16 protein-coding genes and 2 pseudogenes are annotated in these 17,580 nt (G+C 60.9%); 16 read left to right on the top strand and 2 right to left on the bottom strand.

Going from position 1 to position 17,580, the window contains the following annotated elements:
• Nucleotides 1–193: 193 nt before the first annotated feature.
• The 11 genes and pseudogenes from NKH30_RS13510 to NKH30_RS13460 all read left to right on the top strand — a co-directional run bounded on the left by NKH30_RS13510 (nucleotide 194) and on the right by NKH30_RS13460 (nucleotide 10,681).
• Nucleotides 194–601 carry a FixH family protein gene (locus NKH30_RS13510; RefSeq protein WP_352980443.1) on the top strand — a complete coding sequence of 136 codons (408 nt, stop codon included), beginning with the start codon at nucleotides 194–196 and terminating at the stop codon, nucleotides 599–601.
• The gene (locus NKH30_RS13505; protein WP_352995760.1) at nucleotides 598–2,028 is read left to right on the top strand and encodes an efflux RND transporter periplasmic adaptor subunit; all 1,431 of its coding nucleotides are present in this window, start codon (nucleotides 598–600) and stop codon (nucleotides 2,026–2,028) included. Before NKH30_RS13510 ends, NKH30_RS13505 begins: the two co-directional genes overlap by 4 nt.
• Nucleotides 2,025–5,207: an efflux RND transporter permease subunit gene (locus NKH30_RS13500; protein WP_352995758.1), complete on the top strand. Its 3,183-nt coding sequence runs from the start codon at nucleotides 2,025–2,027 to the stop codon at nucleotides 5,205–5,207. The genes NKH30_RS13505 and NKH30_RS13500 overlap by 4 nt, the downstream gene beginning before the upstream one ends.
• Nucleotides 5,208–5,630: 423 nt before the next feature.
• Nucleotides 5,631–6,008: a hypothetical protein gene (locus NKH30_RS13495; RefSeq protein WP_352980446.1), complete on the top strand. Its 378-nt coding sequence runs from the start codon at nucleotides 5,631–5,633 to the stop codon at nucleotides 6,006–6,008.
• A gap of 416 nt (nucleotides 6,009–6,424) precedes the next feature.
• Nucleotides 6,425–6,694: a hypothetical protein gene (locus NKH30_RS13490; protein WP_352995756.1), complete on the top strand. Its 270-nt coding sequence runs from the start codon at nucleotides 6,425–6,427 to the stop codon at nucleotides 6,692–6,694.
• Between the two features lie 358 nt (nucleotides 6,695–7,052).
• Nucleotides 7,053–7,294: pseudogene (locus NKH30_RS13485) on the top strand (hypothetical protein); the annotation flags it as partial.
• A 45-nt stretch (nucleotides 7,295–7,339) separates the two neighbouring features.
• Nucleotides 7,340–7,805, top strand: a pseudogene (cueR, locus tag NKH30_RS13480) (Cu(I)-responsive transcriptional regulator).
• Between the two features lie 338 nt (nucleotides 7,806–8,143).
• Entirely contained in the window at nucleotides 8,144–8,848 is a 705-nt protein-coding gene (locus NKH30_RS13475; protein ID WP_352980448.1) for a metal ABC transporter permease, read from the top strand.
• 45 nt (nucleotides 8,849–8,893) lie between these two features.
• Entirely contained in the window at nucleotides 8,894–9,196 is a 303-nt protein-coding gene (locus NKH30_RS13470; protein ID WP_352980449.1) for a putative quinol monooxygenase, read from the top strand.
• Between the two features lie 97 nt (nucleotides 9,197–9,293).
• The gene (locus NKH30_RS13465; RefSeq protein WP_352995754.1) at nucleotides 9,294–9,917 is read left to right on the top strand and encodes a cytochrome b/b6 domain-containing protein; all 624 of its coding nucleotides are present in this window, start codon (nucleotides 9,294–9,296) and stop codon (nucleotides 9,915–9,917) included.
• Nucleotides 9,914–10,681, top strand: a complete 768-nt coding sequence (locus NKH30_RS13460) for a molybdopterin-dependent oxidoreductase (protein WP_352980451.1) — start codon at nucleotides 9,914–9,916, stop codon at nucleotides 10,679–10,681. The genes NKH30_RS13465 and NKH30_RS13460 overlap by 4 nt, the downstream gene beginning before the upstream one ends.
• 290 nt (nucleotides 10,682–10,971) lie before the next feature.
• On the opposite strand, the gene NKH30_RS13455 is transcribed toward NKH30_RS13460, so the two are convergent.
• The gene (locus tag NKH30_RS13455) at nucleotides 10,972–11,106 is read right to left on the bottom strand and encodes a hypothetical protein (protein ID WP_352995752.1); all 135 of its coding nucleotides are present in this window, start codon (nucleotides 11,104–11,106) and stop codon (nucleotides 10,972–10,974) included.
• 559 nt (nucleotides 11,107–11,665) lie between these two features.
• On the opposite strand from NKH30_RS13455, the gene NKH30_RS13450 reads away from it, so the two are divergent.
• A complete protein-coding gene (locus NKH30_RS13450) occupies nucleotides 11,666–12,472 on the top strand; it encodes an enoyl-CoA hydratase/isomerase family protein (protein ID WP_352995841.1) in 807 nt (268 codons plus the stop codon).
• Between the two features lie 251 nt (nucleotides 12,473–12,723).
• Here NKH30_RS13450 and NKH30_RS13445 read toward each other — a convergent pair whose 3' ends face one another.
• Nucleotides 12,724–12,912 (bottom strand): hypothetical protein, encoded by a 189-nt coding sequence (locus tag NKH30_RS13445; RefSeq protein ID WP_352980452.1) that lies wholly within the window; start codon nucleotides 12,910–12,912, stop codon nucleotides 12,724–12,726.
• Between the two features lie 310 nt (nucleotides 12,913–13,222).
• Between NKH30_RS13445 and NKH30_RS13440 the strand changes: the two genes are divergently transcribed.
• From NKH30_RS13440 to NKH30_RS13425, 4 genes are all read left to right on the top strand, one after another.
• The gene (locus NKH30_RS13440) at nucleotides 13,223–15,178 is read left to right on the top strand and encodes a PAS domain-containing sensor histidine kinase (protein ID WP_352995750.1); all 1,956 of its coding nucleotides are present in this window, start codon (nucleotides 13,223–13,225) and stop codon (nucleotides 15,176–15,178) included.
• Nucleotides 15,141–15,515, top strand: a complete 375-nt coding sequence (locus tag NKH30_RS13435) for a response regulator transcription factor (protein ID WP_352980454.1) — start codon at nucleotides 15,141–15,143, stop codon at nucleotides 15,513–15,515. Before NKH30_RS13440 ends, NKH30_RS13435 begins: the two co-directional genes overlap by 38 nt.
• Nucleotides 15,516–15,640: 125 nt before the next feature.
• A complete protein-coding gene (locus tag NKH30_RS13430) occupies nucleotides 15,641–16,477 on the top strand; it encodes an oxidoreductase (protein ID WP_352995748.1) in 837 nt (278 codons plus the stop codon).
• A gap of 35 nt (nucleotides 16,478–16,512) precedes the next feature.
• On the top strand, nucleotides 16,513–17,559 hold the full coding sequence (locus tag NKH30_RS13425) for an NAD(P)H-dependent flavin oxidoreductase (protein WP_352995746.1): 1,047 nt from the start codon (nucleotides 16,513–16,515) through the stop codon (nucleotides 17,557–17,559).
• Nucleotides 17,560–17,580 lie beyond the last annotated feature (21 nt).

Raw genomic sequence — 17,580 nt, 5'->3', positions numbered from 1 at the left:
GGATGTCCTGCCCAGTCCGCCACCTCCCAGACCTCCACGAACCTGAGTTCATCAACGGCTCCATCGGAGCCGCTGTTTGTCGCCGCATGGCTGACGGCCTTGCAGCGAAAGCCCGTGGCTTTGGCATGCGCCTGGCCACTTAGCCTGCCGTGCATTCCGCGCGGTCGAATGATGAACTTTTGGAAATCTGACAATGAACTTTTGCAATGTGAAACACGTCGCAGCCGCGGCGCTGATCGGTCTTGCTCTGGTCGGGGCCAATTCGAAGGCCTGGGCTGGGATCGACGATTACGAGTTTCAACTCGTTCAAAACGCGATCAAGAAAGGCGACGCCGCTGTTGTCGCGGTCCGCCTCATCGACAAGCGCTCCGGCAAGGTGGTGCCAGACGCGGTGATCTTTGCCCAGCGCGTCGACATGGCGCCGGACGGTATGGAGATGATGACGGCCCCAATCGAGCCGTTGCCGTCGAAAGAGCCCGGCATCTATCGCTTCAAGGCCAATCTGATGGCGCCAGGTGGTTGGCGACTGTCGCTCGGCGCCAAGGTGCAGGGCGAAACCGGCTCTCTCGAAAACAAGCTCGAATTCAAGGCCACGCCATGAAACGCGCAGGCCGTACTGGCCTCACCCTCGCCGCCATTTTGGCGGCGGGGGCTGGAGGCTATTGGGCGGGGCATCGCAATCTCGCGCTGCCCGCCACTTCATGGTTGCAAACTGTCGCCTGGCTCGAAGGCACTGCGACGGCCCCGGCGAGCGCCAGCCCTGGGCCCACCGGACCCGTGATCTACTACCGAGACCCGGACGGCCCCCCGGCCTATTCGGCAACTCCGAAGAAGACAGCCGATGGGCGGGATTTCCTGCCGGTTCGGGCGGGGGAGGACCTGAGCTTCGAGGGCAAGCCGCCAGCCACCGTTGCGACAGCTGCCGCTGCCCCCGTGAACGGCGAACCCAAGAAGATCATGTACTACCGCAATCCGATGGGCCTTCCGGACACCTCGCCGGCGCCGAAGAAGGATTCGATGGGGATGGATTACCTCCCCGTCTATGCCGGCGAGGACGACGACGGTTCGACCGTCAAAGTCGCGCCAGGCAAACTGCAGCGGACCGGCGTCCGGTCGGAGGCTGTTTCCGATCGCGTGATCGTCCGGCAAGTGCGCGTGCCGGGAACGGTGCAACTCGACGAGCGTCGCGTCTCGGTCGTGTCGGTTCCGAGCGATTCGTTCATCGCCAAGGTGGAGAACGTCACCACCGGAGACCGGGTGCGCAAAGGCCAGCCTCTGCTGCAGCTCTATTCGCCGGAGCTCGCCGCGGCGGCCGCCCAGCTCGTGATCAACCCCGGCTCGGAAGGTTTCCGCCGCCGTCTTCAGAACGTCAACGTGCCCGCGGAGGTGATCGCCGAGATCCAGCGGACGCGCCAGGTTCCACTGGCGTTTGGTTGGTCGTCGCCGCGCGACGGCGTGGTGCTGGAACGCAATGCGACCGAAGGCATGAAGATGTCCGCCGGCGACGTCCTCTTCCGCATCGCCGATCTGTCGACCGTATGGGTGCTCGCCGACGTGCCAGAATATGATCTGGCCAATGTGCGTGTCGGCCAGTCCGCGACGATTAGCGTCCGCAGCTTACCGGGGCAGACCTTCCAGGGTCGCGTGGCGCAAATCTATCCGCAAGTGGACAGCCAGACGCGTAGCACGAAAGTGCGCATCGAACTCCCCAATCCAGACGGGAGCCTGCGGCCCGACATGTACACCGACGTGGAGATCGCCGCGAGCGGCAGCCGTCCGGTCGTCGCGGTTCCAGACAGCGCCGTGATCGACACCGGCACCCGCCAGGTGGTGATCCTCGACAGGGGCGAAGGCCGTTTCGAGCCGCGTGAGGTCACGATCGGCGCCCAGGGCGGCGGCTTCACCGAGATCCGGAAGGGAATCGCGTCCGGAGATCGCGTCGTGGTCGCAGCAAATTTCCTCATCGATGCCGAGAGCAACCTAGAGGCCGCCCTGACCGGCATGGCAACAACGGAGGGCACACCATGATCGCCCGTCTCATCGCGTGGTCCGCCCGCAATCTTGTTCTGATCCTGGTCGGCACGGTCTTCGCCGTCGCCGCCGGCGTCTACGCCGTCAAGACATTGCCGCTCGACGCGCTTCCCGACCTCTCCGATATCCAGGTCCTCGTCTATACCGAATATCCGGGCCAGGCGCCGCAGGTGATCGAGGACCAGGTCACCTATCCCTTGACGACGGCGATGCTGACGGTCCCGAAATCGAAGGTGGTGCGCGGCTTCTCCTTCTTCGGTGTCTCCTTCGTCTATGTGATCTTCGAGGACGGCACCGATCCGTATTGGGCGAGGAGCCGCGTGCTCGAATATCTCAACACCGCCGCAAAGCGCATGCCGGCCGGCGTCACGCCGGGCCTTGGGCCGGATGCAACCGGCGTCGGCTGGGTCTATCAGTACGCCGTCGTCGCCAAGGACATGACGCTTGCCGAGCTGCGCTCGTTGCAGGACTGGAATATCCGCTTCGCCGCCTCGAAGGCGGAGGGCGTGGCCGAAGTCGCGAGCGTTGGCGGCTTCGTCAAGCAATACAACATTGTCGTTGACCCGCAGCGGCTGCGCGCCCAGGGCATTTCGCTAGCGGCGGTGCGCGATGCCGTGCGCAACAGCAACCAGGATATCGGTGGACGCACGGTCGAACTCTCCGAATTCGAATATGTCGTGCGTGGTCGAGGCTACATCAAATCGCTGGCCGATATCGACAACATCGTCCTGAAGACCGCTCAAGGCGTGCCGCTGCGCATCGAGGACGTGGCCCGCGTCGAGATCGGGCCGGACGAGCGGCGCGGCGTCACGGAGCTTAACGGCGAGGGCGAGGTGGCGAGCGGCATCGTGTTGCAGCGCTTCGGCGCCAATGCCTTGGACGTGATCGACAACGTTAAGCAGCGCTTGGCCGATATCGCCGGCAGCCTGCCGAAGGGCACCGAGATCGTGCCGGTCTATGACCGCTCGCATCTGATCGAAGCGGCGATCGACACGCTGAAACACACGCTGACCGAGGAAAGCATCATCGTGGCGCTCGTCTGCGTGATCTTTCTGCTGCATCTGAGAAGCGCGCTCGTCGCCATCCTGATGCTGCCAGTCGGCATCCTCATTGCCTTCATCGGGATGAAGCTGATCGGGCTCGGCGCCAACATCATGAGTCTCGGCGGCATCGCCATCGCAGTTGGTGCCATGATCGACGCCGCCATCGTCATGATCGAAAACGCCCATAAGCACCTTGAGCGCGCGCCGCCCGATAAGCCGCGCGTGCAGATCCTGATCGACGCGGCAAGCGAGGTCGGCCCGGCGCTGTTCTTCAGCCTCTTGATCATCACCGTCTCGTTCCTGCCGATCTTTACGCTGGAATCGCAGGAAGGACGGCTCTTCGGTCCGCTGGCCTTCACCAAGACCTTCTCGATGGCGGCCGCGGCGATCCTGTCGATCACGCTGGTGCCGGCCTTAATGGTGATCTTTGTGCGCGGCCGGATCATTCCGGAGCACAAGAACCCGATCAACAGGTTCCTGATCTTTATCTATCGCCCCGTCATTCGGGGCGTGCTGAAGGCCAAGACCTTCACCATCGTCCTCGCGCTTGCCGCGCTTGCCGTCAGCATCTGGCCGGCGCGCCAACTCGGTTCCGAGTTCATGCCGAACATCAATGAAGGCGCGCTGCTCTATATGCCGACGACACTGCCGGGGATCTCCGTGACCAGGGCGACGGAGCTTTTGCAGATGCAGGACCGGATCATCAAATCCTTCCCGGAAGTCGACTCGGTCTACGGCAAGGCCGGACGCGCAGCGACGGCGACCGATCCGGCACCCTCGGAAATGTTCGAGACGATCATCAACCTGAAACCCAAGGAGCAATGGCGGCCGGGCGTAACCATCGACAGCTTGAAGGCCGAGATGGACAAGGCGCTGCAATTCCCCGGCGTCTCCAATGCATGGACCATGCCGATTCGTGGCCGCATCGACATGCTCGCGACCGGCATCCGCACGCCGGTTGGCGTCAAAGTCTATGGAAACGACCTGACCGGGATGGAAAAGATCGCTCGCCAGGTGGAAGCCGTGCTCAAGACCGTGCCCGGTACGTCGAGCGCGTATGCCGAGCGCGTCATTGGCGGCTATTACCTCGATATCGTCCCCGATCGCGAGGCGCTCGGCCGCTATGGCCTCACCATCGGCGATGTGCAAGACGTTATTGCAACAGCACTCGGCGGCGAGACTATCACGACGACAGTCGAGGGCCGCGAACGCTATGGCGTCAACATCCGCTATCCGCGCGACCTGCGTTCGAACCCGCAGGCGATCGCGACCGACGTGCAGGTGCCGCTGCCTGGCGGCGGCGCCGTTCCGCTCGGCGCGGTCGCGAATGTCGAACTCACGCGCGGGGCGACCACGATCCGCACCGAGAACGGCCAACTTGCGACCTATATCTATGTCGACATCGATGGCCGCGACCTCGGCGGCTATGTCGCGGACGCCCAGAAAGCAGTCACAGCCTCGGTGAAGCTGCCGCCGGGCTATTCGGTCGGCTGGAGCGGTCAGTATGAATCCCTGCAGCGGGCCGAGGCGCGGATGAAGATCGTCGTGCCCGTCACGCTGCTGATCATCTTCCTGCTGCTCTATCTCAACTTCCGGGCGCTCACCGAGACGCTGATCGTCATGTTGTCGCTGCCGTTCGCGCTGGTCGGCGGCGTCTGGCTGATGTGGTGGCTCGGCTTCAACATGTCGATCGCGGTCGCCGTCGGCTTCATCGCGCTCGCCGGCGTCGCCGCAGAGACTGGTGTCGTCATGCTAATCTATCTGGAGCAGGCCATGGCCGAAGTGAAGGCAGAGCGGGCCTCACACAATCGGTCGTTCAGTCGGGCAGATCTCTATGAGGCGATCATGCTTGGCGCAGTGGAGCGTGTCCGGCCGAAGATGATGACTGTCGTTGCCATCATGGCTGGTCTGATCCCGATCCTCTGGAGCACTGGCGCCGGCTCGGAAGTGATGCAGCGCATCGCCGTACCGATGATCGGTGGTATGACCTCATCTACGATCCTGACCCTGGTGGTGATCCCCGCGATCTACGGGTTGGTCAAGGGATGGCGATTGCCGAAGGGCATTACATCGACGACGACCGAAGAGGTTGCGCTCAGGGAACCTGCAACGTTTGACCTCGCTGCTGAATGATGGAAGGCCGCAATGATGAACGAGACGATGCGAAGCGGGATGATGTGGGGCATGGGCGCTGCAGGCTTGCTCTTGGTCGTCGTCGTGCTGCTGATCATTGCGGCCCTCATAAAATACGTCTTCTTTCGTTGAGGCTATCACGCTTGCCGGGATGCCCATCTGTGGACCCGACATGGGCGGTAGCAGGTCCCATATTTGAGGCTCAAATTGGTGCCGACCGGGCTCATTGTGAAGAGCTCATTCGAGCGCGCGAACTAGATTTGCCAGCTCATCCACGTCCCGATGCGATCCCTCCTCGGCCGCGCCGGGCAGGATCTTCACGGAAGCTCGCCCGGTTGCGAACACCCCCTGCGTTGAACCCGCAACCGATTCTGCTCGTGTCGTTCCTTGGTGTGGCGTTCGGTCACTTCGGAGGGAGATTGCATGCGGATTCAAATCACCTATTCTGAGAGAACGATGAACTACGCTCGTCGCCTTGTTATTGGTCTGCTGCTCCTCGTTCTGGGGGCAGGAATGCCTGTGCTTTCAGCGCAGGCGGGCCAAATGCCTAAGCCGGTCACTGTAACCTCCGTACATCAAATAACGCTAAACGGTCGTAATGACTGCGGCTGCGGAGACATGGCGATGATGATGACATCTGCATGTTCGTCCATGGGAACCTGCGTGCAGGGCATGATTGCCACGGTCGGACCTACTGTGCGGCTGCCATGTAACATTTCCCCTATGTATTTTGCTGAGCACATCAGCGGCTTCAGTGTTTCACCCGAACCCTTTCCCCCCAAACCTTACATCCTCGCTTAGGGCAGGTCTGGCTGCACGTCGCGGCTGATTCTGTCCCTTGTCCGGCCGATGCGCTTTGCGTCTCGGCGCCCTTCTGGACGTCATCCGCCCCCATGTTCCGTGCGGAAGGCCAGACCCAGAGGATGGGATGTTCACCAGTTCTCAAAGAACTCGCCTTGATGCGAGCAATCTTCCGTCCTTCGCCAGCGAAGCGACGGAGGGCCAACGTTCTCGAGGATATCGGCTGCTATGAAGCAGCCCTCAGAACAGCGCACGAACACACCAAGACGACCGTGCGCTGAACAACCTGCCGCCGCAAATCCAGAAGGATACCGGTTGGTCGGTTTCGCCTAAAGAGCATGAAAGACGGCTTCATCAACGCGGTGCGGAGCACGGCGTTGAGGCCTAATGCTAACCCTCAAAGATGGAAAATTGAAATGCAGAAGATCGTTCTTACCACTGCCGCGTTCTTGTTTGTCTCCGGCATGGCTTTTGCCGGCAGCGACCATTATGGCACCGACCACAACTATGGCTCCGGTCACGACTATTCGACGGTCAAGCCTTCTGCCGCGTCCGACCACTCCTACCCGGTCGGGCTGAGCGGCACAGCGAGTATCAGCACTGTCGACAGCGCACCGACCGCAGGGGGAAATTCGGGCTTCGATAAACCCGCACCCGGTTATGGACGGGGGATATGGGGGCGCTGACAACAAGGTCGCCCAGCACGGTCGACATCCGACTTCCAAGCGGCGGCTCGCCCGCCGCTTGGAATCGATCGCCTCGCGGCCACCGGAGAAAGATCCTCGCCGGAACTGTGCACATCATCCGCCGACGAGGCCGAAGGCCGGATCGCCTTCAGACAGGTCGGGGCCGTCACGCCCGAAATCTATCGAGAAAAAATCGGGCCGCTAATCGAGAAACTTCGAAGGCGAAACCCCGAGGAACCTCATGAGATCGAAAGCGACCGTTCCAACGATGCCGTCGAGGCAGCACGGAAACAGGAGCAGAAATGATCCACAACCTGATGCCAGCAATAGAACCTAGGCGCGAGCCTTACGATCGAAGACCAAGGCGACGCTCCGCAATATTGGTCAGAACCTGTTCTGGGCGTTTGCTTACAACATCGCGCTCATACCTGTCGCCGCTGGCGTGCTCTTGATGGCATGCTCCTGTCGCCGATGTTGGCAGCAGGGGCAATGGCGCTGTCCAGCGTCTTCGTTCTCACCAATGCTTTGCGCCTCAGGCGCTTCCGGGCACCGATTGACGAAAGGGTACAAGCCAGCCATTTCGCGACGCAGGTCGTATGATCGATTTGATGCCCGATCCGTTTCACCCCAACCAGGAATGCAATCATGAACATGGGTGAAGCTGCCGCGGAGTCAGGCGTCTCGGCCAAGATGATCCGCTACTACGAGTCGATCGGGCTTATCTCGAACGTTGCCAGGACCGGCGCCGGCTACCGCGTTTTACTCGGACGATGATGTCCACACGCTGCGCTTCGTCCGCAGGGCGCGCGATCTCGGCTTTTCGGTCGATCAGATGACCGATTTGCTTGCGCTGTGGAGTGATCGCTCGCCGGCGAGCGCCGATGTCAAGCGGATCGCCATGGAACATGTCGCGGAACTCGAGCGGAAAATGCGAGAACTCTGCGACATGTCAAAAACGCTGCGTCATCTGGCGCAAAATTGCCAGGGCGATGCTCGCCCCCATTGCCCGATTATCGAACAGCTTTCCAGTGGCCACGAAGCTGGTTCAGCTAGGCCGCTCAAACGTCAGAGGCTCGTCGGTGACAGCGCTAGACACCGGCAAGCTTTCTGACTGCGTGAAGACGCGCCCCAGTATGTAACGTAGGAGACGACAGATGCATCGACGCGGTTTCTGCGGCAGGTCTTACGACGCTTCTTGTGAGTCAGCGCGCCATCGCCCAGATGAAGATGGACAACATGCCCGGCATGGATATGGGCGGCCACGCAGGCCACGACATGGGAGGCATCACACCTTGAAGAGACATCACCTCACGGCGCGCGGCATCGTCCCGCCGAGCTACGCGAGGAAAAGTATCTCCGACACCATGGTGCAATAGATCGTCAGAGATGATTCTGGTGCGATGCCTCGGCAGGCGGGTTTGCCCACATGGACGAGGATGCATCACCACTATGAAGCCACATCACATCATGAACCGGTTCCTCGGACTGGCTCTCGCGGCCACGGCTAGCCTTGCACTCGCCACGGCGGCGGGGGCGGCAGCGCTGCGCATTCGCGGCACTGTCGTCTCGGTATCGCCCAGCGCGCTGACCGTGCACACGGCGAGCGGTGACGTCTCCGCGTCGCTCCAGGCCAAAACGGCTTTTGTCTCGGTCGTCCCCTCAGATCTCAGTCACGTGGAGACCGGCGGTTATGTCGGTGTGGCCAGCAAGAGTGTCGGCAACAAGCTGATTGCGCTGTCAGTCATCGTTTTTCCGCCTGCGTTGAAGGGCGCCAGCGAAGGACATGCCGACTACGACGTCCTTCCCGACACGACATTGGCCGGCGGCGCCCGCACCGCCAGCAGCATGACCAACGCCAACGTCAAGACCATCGCAACGCCTGAGAGCGCTCCGCAAGTCAACAGCTCAACGACCAACGGCAGCGTCGCGACCACGACGGCTAACGGCAACGTGAAGCTGTTGACGGTGACCTACAATGGCGGCGAGCAGAACATCCTCATTCCCCCGACGGCCCCGATCGTGGCCTTCGTGCCGGGCGACGCGTCCATCGTCACGCCTGGCGCAGCCGTCTTCGTGAACGCCGACCAGGCCGATGGGAAGACCACCGCCGGCCTGGTGGCGGTCGGCAGCCATGGTCTCACACCGCCGTTCTAACCAGCGATTTCCTAACCTTTCATCGCTCAAACCATTGGAGACACCATGGTCATTCTTCGTTTCAAGATTCATTCAAAACCCGACAAGAGCGACCAGCTGGTGGCTGCGCTGGCCGAGATCATCACTCCGGCACGAGCCACCCAAGGGGTGATCAACTTCGACATCGCACGGGTCCTGCGCGACCCCAATCGGTTCATCGCGACGGCAGTTTATGAAGACGGTGCCGCTCTTGAACGACAGGAGTCACTTCCCGAGGTGCACAGGGTCATGGCGATGTTGCCAGAGTCCCTGGTGACGCCGCCCGAGCGGACGATCTACGACGCGTCGCTCGACCCGACGCTCGTCTAGGTCCGGTGGGGCTCAGAGGGCATGACGAAGCAACGGCGGTTAGCCCAATCTGGCCATTGATCACGTGGCCACTCAGTATCACGAGGCTCGTGTGTCGATGACAAAGACGCCCAGGCGCCCCGCGCATCCGCTTCAGATCCGGATCATGCACTGGATCGGGGCATCGGCGGTCATCTGTATGGTGCTCAGCGGCTGGGCGATCTACAACGCGTCGCCAAGCCTGCCGTTCACCTTTCCGCGGTGGATGATCCTGGGCGGATGGCTGGCCGGCGGCATCGCCTGGCATATCAGCATCATGTGGGTGCTGTTCGCCGACGGGATTGCCTATCTGGTTTATGGCTTCGCCAGCGGCCACTTCCGTCGTGACCTCTTCCCGCCCAGCCCGCGTGCGGTGATCGGAACGATGGTCGCTGCTTTGACCGGCCGACTTGGCCACAGCCTGGGTCACTACAATGCAGTGCAACGGTTGCTCTACGCCGGTGTCATCGTACTGATCTGTTGCCAGGTCGTGACCGGCTTCGCGATCTGGAAGCCGGTACAGCTCGGCTGGCTCACCGATCTGTTTGGAGGCTATCCCGTCGCCCGCGGCATGCACCTAGCCGCCATGATCGGCATCGTGCTGTTCCTCATCGTCCATCTTACCCTGGTGGTGATCTTCCCCAGCACCCTTGTCGCCATGGTTGTGGACACCCCGGCCGAGCCTGAGGAGCGCGCGCCATGAGCCGTACCCGCGAGCCGCGCCGGAAGCCTGCTGTCACGATGGAAGAGATCCGGCCCGAGTTGATCCGGATCAGCCGCCGCGGCCTGGTTACACGAGGTCTCTCGCTTGGCGGTCTGGCGCTGCTCACTGGTTGCGACCTGTCGACCCATTCGGGAGTGGACGCGGCCCTTTGGGCGATGATGCGTTTCAACGACCGGGTGCAGGCGGGCCTGTTCTCCCGCACGCATCTTGCCCACACCTATCCGGTGAGCGCGGTGACCAAGCCGTTCCGCTTCAACGCGTTCTACGAGGAATGGCAAGTCCGGGAAACGCCCCCGGATTGGCAGCTCGAAGTGTTCGGTCTCATCGACGATAAGGCGCCCTGGACGATCGACAAGCTGCGCGCGCTGCCGCAGGAGCCGCAGGTGACGCGGCATATCTGCATCGAGGGCTGGAGCCAGATCGGTCAGTGGAGCGGCGTGCCGCTTCATGCCTTTCTAAGACGTATCGGCGCGGACCTCAGGGCCGGCTATGTCGCCTTCAAATGCTTCGACGGCTATTCGACAAGCATCGACATGCCGAGCGCGCTGCATCCGCAAACCATCCTGACGCTCGATTTCCTGGACAAGCCGCTTGCTCCGGAATGGGGCGCTCCGGTGCGGTTGCGGATACCGACCAAACTCGGCTTCAAAAGCGCCAAGAACATCAGAACCATTTCCGTCACCAACACCAATCCAGGTGGCTACTGGGAGGACCAAGGCTACAACTGGTTCTCGGGGTCTTAGTCGATCGCCGGGCGACGGCACGTGAAGCAGATTGAGTCGATTTCGCCGCCTCGAGGCGCAGGTCGTTGGCACGATCTGTCAACGATCTCTCTTGTGGGCTGCTTCCTCAACACATGCCGTTTCTGAAAACGCGGTCGAGCGATGAACCCGGGCCAAAACCAATAGGTATCGGAGATAATAGGTGCAATGGCGCATCAGAACCAAGGACTGCCTATTTCTGGCTTTTGAAACAGGCGCAAGCACCAAGAGACATCCACTTTTCAGGCGCTGCAGCGACGCTGCAAGAAGCGTCAGAGGAGACATACATGGTCGATACGCGCCTTGAGGTCGACATCATCCCTGGGGCCAATGTCGAGCGGTCTAAGCAGTTCTACAAAAGCCTTGGCTGGAGAATTGATGAGGATGTCGAGCCGACAACGGGACATTCGGATTGTCCAGTTCACACCCCAGGCTCTGGGTGTTGCATCACGTTGCACAGGAGTGACGCCGGCCGCCCCTGGCTCGGCGTTCGCGACGCTCGTCGTCTCCGACATTTGTCGCGGCCCATGCCGATCTCATCCGCCGTGGCATTCGAGCGAGCGACATGTGGCATGGCGCTCCGTCCCTGCGGAGGCGCGGACCCCGGGTCCGGCCCCCAAACGCACGAGCTTACGGGCCTTCCTTCGCCTTCAGTGATCCCGACGGCAATGGGTGCATCGTCCAGGAGGTCACAACGCGGCGTCCCGGCCGAGCCTGACCAGCGCTCGCAGCCGAACCTGGGGCCATGTTCTGCAGCTTCCAAGTAATCATGGCTGGCGTCGGCTAAGCCAAGCCGGAACGGCTGTTTTCAGCATGATCGGCACCGCGCCAATCAAGACCAAGGTTCAGGCGATACCATGGTCCAATGGCAGCATTGGGGTGGTCGCGCGATACCCTCAATACTCCGATCGTATCCACACACAGGAGGCCCTCGTGGATTCAACTGCAAAAATCTCCCAGGTAAGGATGACGCGAAAGTCTCCTGCATATTGCCGTGTGATATTTGATAACCCGCCGCTCAATCTCATGGGTGCGGAAATTGTTCTGGCGCTCCGCGAAATCATGGCGGCGCTCGAGGCAGACGAGCAAGTCAAGGTCGTGGTCTTTGAAAGCGCTGTCGACGGCTTCTTCCTGAATCACTCCGATTTTCTCGGCAAGCTCGAGGATCTCACCGGCATACCGCAAGGCCCTACCGGCCTGGAGGCGTGGCCGGATATTCTGGCGCGCCTGACCAGAGCCCCCTTCGTGTCTATCGCCTTGATCCGCGGGCGGGCGACCGGAAACGGGAGTGAGATCGCACTTGCCTGCGACATGAGTTTCGCGAGCCGGGAAAAGGCCATTCTATCGCAGTGGGAAGTGGGCGTGGGCTTGGTGGCTGGAGGCGGACCCATGGCTCGGCTACCGCGGCTCATCGGGAGGGGTCGCGCGCTTGAGGTGCTGTTGGGCTCCGACGACATCAGAGGCGACCTTGCGGAGTTCTATGGCTATGTGAACCGGGCGTTGCCGGACGCCGAGCTCAACGGTTTTGTCGATGCACTCGCGGGTCGCATCGCCTCGTTCGACAAGTGGGCGATCTCTAATACCAAGCGTCTTGTGAACGCTGCCGATCTGCCGTCTGATGTCGAACTCAGCGCGGGATGGGAAGCTTGCATGACCTCAATCATGCGGCCCGCCGCGCAGGCGAAGATCAAGGCTCTCTTAGCGCAGGGTTTTCAGAAGGTCGGCGACGTGGAAGATCGTCTCGGCTTCTACGCGGGACAGCTTGGACAATAAGTCCCGGGGAGCCGTCCGCCGATAGTGCGTGAAACAGAAGCACGCGATTCCAAACGGGCTTGGGCGGCGGCGTTGGCCGTCCCTGACTCGGAACACGTCTCCACGGCTGGCCTTTCAAAGCTCTCGGCAAGCTCGTTTGCTTCACCGATCCACTTTGGCCATGTGCCTATGGCGGCAACGGGACGGCCACCACCAGCCGCCGTCCGCTGAGCGAACAGGCTTTTGCAATCGTCAGGCAGCGGGCCTAAAACTCACTTGTTGGCGCCGCCGAGGGGCATCAGGTCAGCGCAGAATTCCGCGTGAGGCTTGCTCATGGCGGCATCCTGACACTCCAGCATCATGGCTTTTTGCGTCGCCGGCGCCATGGCGTCCCACGCCGCCTTCATCTCCGCATGCGACTTCATCTTCGTCATAGTGGCATCGGTGAAGAACGGTGCCATATTGTCAGGCTCATCGAGAGCGCCGGCCAGAGCAGAACCGCTTGGTGTCGCCAGTGCTATTGTACACGCCAAAAGAATATTTCTCACTAGTTTTGACCTTCATCATTTGTTGCTGACTGCCGCGAGGGCAATTCGTCATACTGCGCCAAGTCACGGCAAATCCATTGTGCGATGGTGTCGGCGATACCTTAGGTGGTCTTGAGTACAAGAGTCGGTGGCCTTCGTCGCGACCGACACCTAGGCATAATAGAATCCGCATTCCGCCTGGTGCAGGGTTGTGGCCGCGCGGGCGCATGCGGAAAGGCTAGCGATGGAGAACAATCTGGGCCGCGTTCTGGATGCCCTACCGGCTATGGTGTGGACTGCACTGCCTGACGGCAGCATCGACTATGTCAATGGAGCCTGGTCCGATTTCACAGGCGTCCGGCCAGGCAAAATCTGTAGCTGGGAGTGGCGGGCGCTGGTCAAACCGGATGATCTGCCCCGGCTGGTTGAACGCTGGCAATCGATTTTGGCGTCTGGCGAGCCGGGTGAAATGGAGGCGCGTCTACGCCGCTTCGATGGAGAATATCGGTGGTTTCTGGTTCGCGTCAGTCCCCTTCGCGATAAGTCAGGGGACCTTGTGAAATGGTATGGCGTCAACATCGATATCGATAACCGCAAACTTGCCGAGCAAGCCATCACCGAGAGTGAGCGCGATCTCAAGCTCATGATCGACACGATCCCAGTGCTGGCATGGTCAGCAGATCCGGATGGCAAAGCGGAGTTCCTTAGCCAGTATTATCTCAACTATGTCGGCTTTTCAGCCGAAGAAGCCAGAAATCAGGGCTGGACGGGCGCGGTGCATCCGGACGATGCCACTAAGCTCGAGGTTGCATGGCAAGCCACGATCGCCTCGGGAAGCAGTGGCGAATGTGAAGTGCGGATGCGCCGTTTCGATCGCCAATACAGATGGTTCCTGTTCCGCGTTGACCCGTCGCGGGACGAAACCGGAAACGTCATCAAATGGTACGGGGTTTACATCGGTATCGAATTTCGAAAGCAGGCTTTGGAGAAATTGCGACGCAGTGAAGCGTTCCTGGCTGAAGGCCAGCATCTTGCCCGAATGGGTAATTTTTCATGGCACGTCGCGAAGGGGGAGATTGTTTGGTCGGAACCGCTCTACCGCATTTTCGAGTTCGAGCCTGACAGTGTCGTGACGCTCGATCTGATCGCCAGTCGAGTCCATCCCGAAGACATCCCATTGATGGCCGACATGCTGGAAGCGGCCGAACGTGGCGATGGCCACTTCGAATACCAACTTCGGATCGTGCTGCCTGACCAGTCAGTCAAGCACTTGCATGTGGTTGCGCACAGGATTGAAGACCGTGGTGTCCAGACGGAGTACATCGGGGCAGTGCTCGACATCACGCGACACCGCCTTTCGGAAGATGCACTCGAGAAGGTACGTTCCGAACTTGCAAAAGTCACTCGGATCATGAGCCTTAGTGTCCTGACTGCTTCAATCGCGCATGAAGTTAATCAGCCGTTGTCGGGCATCATCACGAACGCGAGCACCTGCCTTCGCATGTTGGCCGCAGACCCGCCGAACATCGAAATAGCAACGGAAACCGCGCGACGTACTATTCGCGACGGCAATCGCGCAGCCGACGTGGTCGGGCGTTTGCGAGCGCTCTTCAGCAAGCGGACGGCTATGATCGAACGGCTGGATCTGAACGAAGCTGTGCGCGAGGTCATCGCTTTGGCTTCGGGCGAACTTCAGCGCGACGGTGTTGTACTTTGCACCGAGCTGGCCTGCGGGCTTCCGTTCGTTGCTGGAGATCGTATCCAACTGCAACAGGTGGTCATGAACCTCGTGCGAAATGCCGCCGATGCGATGAGCGCCGTAACGGATCGGCAGAGACGGCTGCAGATCAGGACCGAACTCGACAACGACAACTGCGTGCGCCTTTCGGTGCAGGACGCCGGCACCGGTTTCGGCCCCAATTGCCTGGAGCGGCTGTTCGAGCCGTTCTACACCACAAAAAACGACGGCATGGGAATCGGGCTGTCTGTCAGCAGGTCCATCATCGAGTGTCATAACGGCCGTTTATGGGCGCTATCCAATGACGGCCCGGGGGCGACGTTCTCCTTCGCCATACCCGTGTACTCCGGTGATGAAGCACCTTTGCCTGAGATCAGTGTTTCACGAGCGCCCGACGGAAGTGCCCATAATGCAGGAGGTTTTCATGACCAGCGCGTCTCCGCTCGTCTCAGTTGTCGATGACGATGATTCCATTCGAGAGTCTCTCCCGGACCTGGTCAAGGCGCTGGGCTTTCGCGTTGAGGCGTTCTCATCGGCGGAAGAGTTTCTGGCATCCGATTCCGTGGGCAGGACCAGCGGGCTGATCCTCGACGTCGCCATGCCTGGCATGACGGGACTTGAATTGCAGCAGGAACTGGCGCGTCGCGGGCAATCAATCCCCACCGTCTTCATAACAGCTCGACGAGACGCCACCATTCGACGACATCTCATCGAACAGGGTGCGGTGGAATGCCTGTTCAAGCCGTTCAGCGAGGCAGCGCTGCAGGAAGCGCTTAACCTGGCGCTTCGCATGAACTGATCTTTTAGACTACGGCCCCCCGCTGCGCCGAACACCCAAAGCCGGCGAAAAAAAATCACTTGAGCCGACACACGCGGCCTCCGGGTTGTCTCGGCCCGGCGTTCGCGCACGCAAAGGAACGAAGCATGACAAAAGTCAAAACTTTTCTGATCACTGGCGTCAGTTCCGGCCTGGGGAAGGCGTTTGCCGAGTGCGCCTTAGAGGCAGGGCATAACGTCATCGGCACGGTACGCAGCGACGAGGCGGCATCGGCGTTCATCGGTCTCGCACCAGGACGCGCTCGCGCGATCCTGCTTGACGTCACCGACTTCCCTGCAATTCCCAAGGCGATCGCAAAGTCAGTCCGCGAGGTCGGTCCTATCGATGTCCTCGTCAACAACGCCGGCTTCGGCCATGAAGGCGTGCTTGAGGAATCGTCGCTCGCCGACCTGCACCGTCAATTCGACGCCAACGTGTTCGGTGCCGTGGCGATGATGAAGGCCGTGCTCCCAAAGATGCGCGAAAGGCGAACCGGCCATATCATCAACGTCACTTCGATGGCTGGTTTCATAACTATGCCGGGGATCACGTACTACTGCGGCAGCAAGTTCGCGCTGGAAGGTATCTCGGAGGCGCTCGGCAAGGAGGTCAAACATCTCGGCATCCGCGTTACAGCGCTGGCTCCGGGCCAATTCCGAACGGACTGGGCCGGGCGTTCGATGGTGCGGGCTTCGCGCAAAATCGCCGAGTATGATGCGGGGATGGATCCGATCCGCGCGGCGCGGCAGGCCAAGAGCGGGAACCAGCCTGGCGATCCTGCAAAGGCTGCGCACGCTCTGCTGAAACTGGTCGAGGCAGAGAACCCACCTGCAAGGCTTTATCTCGGCGGCGATGCTCTCAAGCTTGTCGAGGAAAAAATCGAGGCGATGAAGGCTGAAATCGCAGCGTGGGAGAGCTTGTCTCGATCGACAAGCTTTGATTGAACCGCAGTTGATCGGCCGGGAGGTTCTAATCACAAATGCTTGACAAACTCCTCAATATCGAGTGGCCGATCATACAGGCCCCCATGGCCGGGACGTCGACGCCGGCCATGGCGGCGGCGGTTTCGAATGCAGGAGGATTGGGTTCGATCGGTGTTGGCGCAGTGAGCGCGGCGAGTGCCGGCGAAATGATCGCCGCCGTGCGCGAGCGATCCGACCGACCGTTCAACGTCAATCTGTTCTGCCATGAACCGGCGAGAGCGGATGCGGCGCGCGAGGCTGCATGGCTCGGGCGTCTGCGTCCCGCATTCAATCAGATCGGTGCGGAGCCCCCCACAACCATCCGCGAAATTTACAAGAGCTTCCTCAAGGATGAGGAGATGCTTTCAACCTTGCTCGCGACCAAGCCGCAGGTCGTGAGTTTCCATTTCGGCGTGCCATCCCCCGACTGGATCCGGGCGATGCGGGGGGCGGGCATCGTCCTGCTGGGCTCCGCGACGAGCCTTCGTGAAGCGCGGCTCCTGGTGTCTGCCGGCGTACATGCCGTAGTTGCTCAGGGCTACGAAGCAGGCGGCCATCGCGGTATCTTCGATCCAGATGGTGAAGACATCCAACTCGGAACGATAGCCCTCACGCGGCTGCTCGTGCGTGAGCTGGCTGTCCCGATAATTGCTGCTGGTGGGATCATGGACGGCGCCGGTATCGCGGCCGTGCTCCGGTTGGGAGCTGGCGCTGCACAGCTCGGCACGGCGTTCGTGCTGACGGACGAATCCGCCGCCGATCGAGGGTATCGCGCCGCGTTGCAAAGTGAAGCCGCCAATCATACGGTCATGACGCGTGCAATTTCCGGGCGTCCAGCGCGCTGTCTCGCAAACCGCTTCACGGCGATCGGTGCCAGTGCAACGCCGAGCGATATCCCCGAATACCCGATCGCATACGACGCGGGAAAATCACTGAACGCCGCGGCAAAGCTGGTCGGCGTGTTTGGCTATGGTGCTCAATGGGCCGGTCAGGGGGCGCCTCTCGCGCGTTCGCTCTCAACCGGAAAACTGATGGCTGAACTGATTGCCGAGCTGTCGGGCTAAGTTAGAAACCTTGGGGCCTGA

Source organism: Mesorhizobium sp. M1273, assembly GCF_040318195.1.
In the GTDB taxonomy this organism is placed as follows: Bacteria; Pseudomonadota; Alphaproteobacteria; order Rhizobiales; family Rhizobiaceae; genus Mesorhizobium.
Note: the sequence above shows the minus strand (reverse complement) of the source record. Positions and strands in the feature narration are given on the sequence as shown.

Bases quoted from the DNA above. Each gene is read 5' to 3' on its own strand.
- NKH30_RS13500 (WP_352995758.1), top strand. From the start codon at position 2,025: ATGATCGCCCGTCTCATCGCGTGGTCCGCCCGCAATCTTGTTCTGATC.
- NKH30_RS13440 (WP_352995750.1), top strand. From the start codon at position 13,223: ATGGAGAACAATCTGGGCCGCGTTCTGGATGCCCTACCGGCTATGGTG.
- NKH30_RS13490 (WP_352995756.1), top strand. From the start codon at position 6,425: ATGCAGAAGATCGTTCTTACCACTGCCGCGTTCTTGTTTGTCTCCGGC.
- NKH30_RS13450 (WP_352995841.1), top strand. From the start codon at position 11,666: ATGACGCGAAAGTCTCCTGCATATTGCCGTGTGATATTTGATAACCCG.
- NKH30_RS13435 (WP_352980454.1), top strand. From the start codon at position 15,141: ATGACCAGCGCGTCTCCGCTCGTCTCAGTTGTCGATGACGATGATTCC.
- NKH30_RS13460 (WP_352980451.1), top strand. From the start codon at position 9,914: ATGAGCCGTACCCGCGAGCCGCGCCGGAAGCCTGCTGTCACGATGGAA.
- NKH30_RS13505 (WP_352995760.1), top strand. From the start codon at position 598: ATGAAACGCGCAGGCCGTACTGGCCTCACCCTCGCCGCCATTTTGGCG.
- NKH30_RS13445 (WP_352980452.1), bottom strand. From the start codon at position 12,912: ATGGCACCGTTCTTCACCGATGCCACTATGACGAAGATGAAGTCGCAT.
- NKH30_RS13470 (WP_352980449.1), top strand. From the start codon at position 8,894: ATGGTCATTCTTCGTTTCAAGATTCATTCAAAACCCGACAAGAGCGAC.
- NKH30_RS13430 (WP_352995748.1), top strand. From the start codon at position 15,641: ATGACAAAAGTCAAAACTTTTCTGATCACTGGCGTCAGTTCCGGCCTG.
- NKH30_RS13510 (WP_352980443.1), top strand. From the start codon at position 194: ATGAACTTTTGCAATGTGAAACACGTCGCAGCCGCGGCGCTGATCGGT.
- NKH30_RS13465 (WP_352995754.1), top strand. From the start codon at position 9,294: ATGACAAAGACGCCCAGGCGCCCCGCGCATCCGCTTCAGATCCGGATC.
- NKH30_RS13455 (WP_352995752.1), bottom strand. From the start codon at position 11,106: ATGTCCCGTTGTCGGCTCGACATCCTCATCAATTCTCCAGCCAAGGCT.
- NKH30_RS13495 (WP_352980446.1), top strand. From the start codon at position 5,631: ATGCGGATTCAAATCACCTATTCTGAGAGAACGATGAACTACGCTCGT.
- NKH30_RS13425 (WP_352995746.1), top strand. From the start codon at position 16,513: ATGCTTGACAAACTCCTCAATATCGAGTGGCCGATCATACAGGCCCCC.
- NKH30_RS13475 (WP_352980448.1), top strand. From the start codon at position 8,144: ATGAAGCCACATCACATCATGAACCGGTTCCTCGGACTGGCTCTCGCG.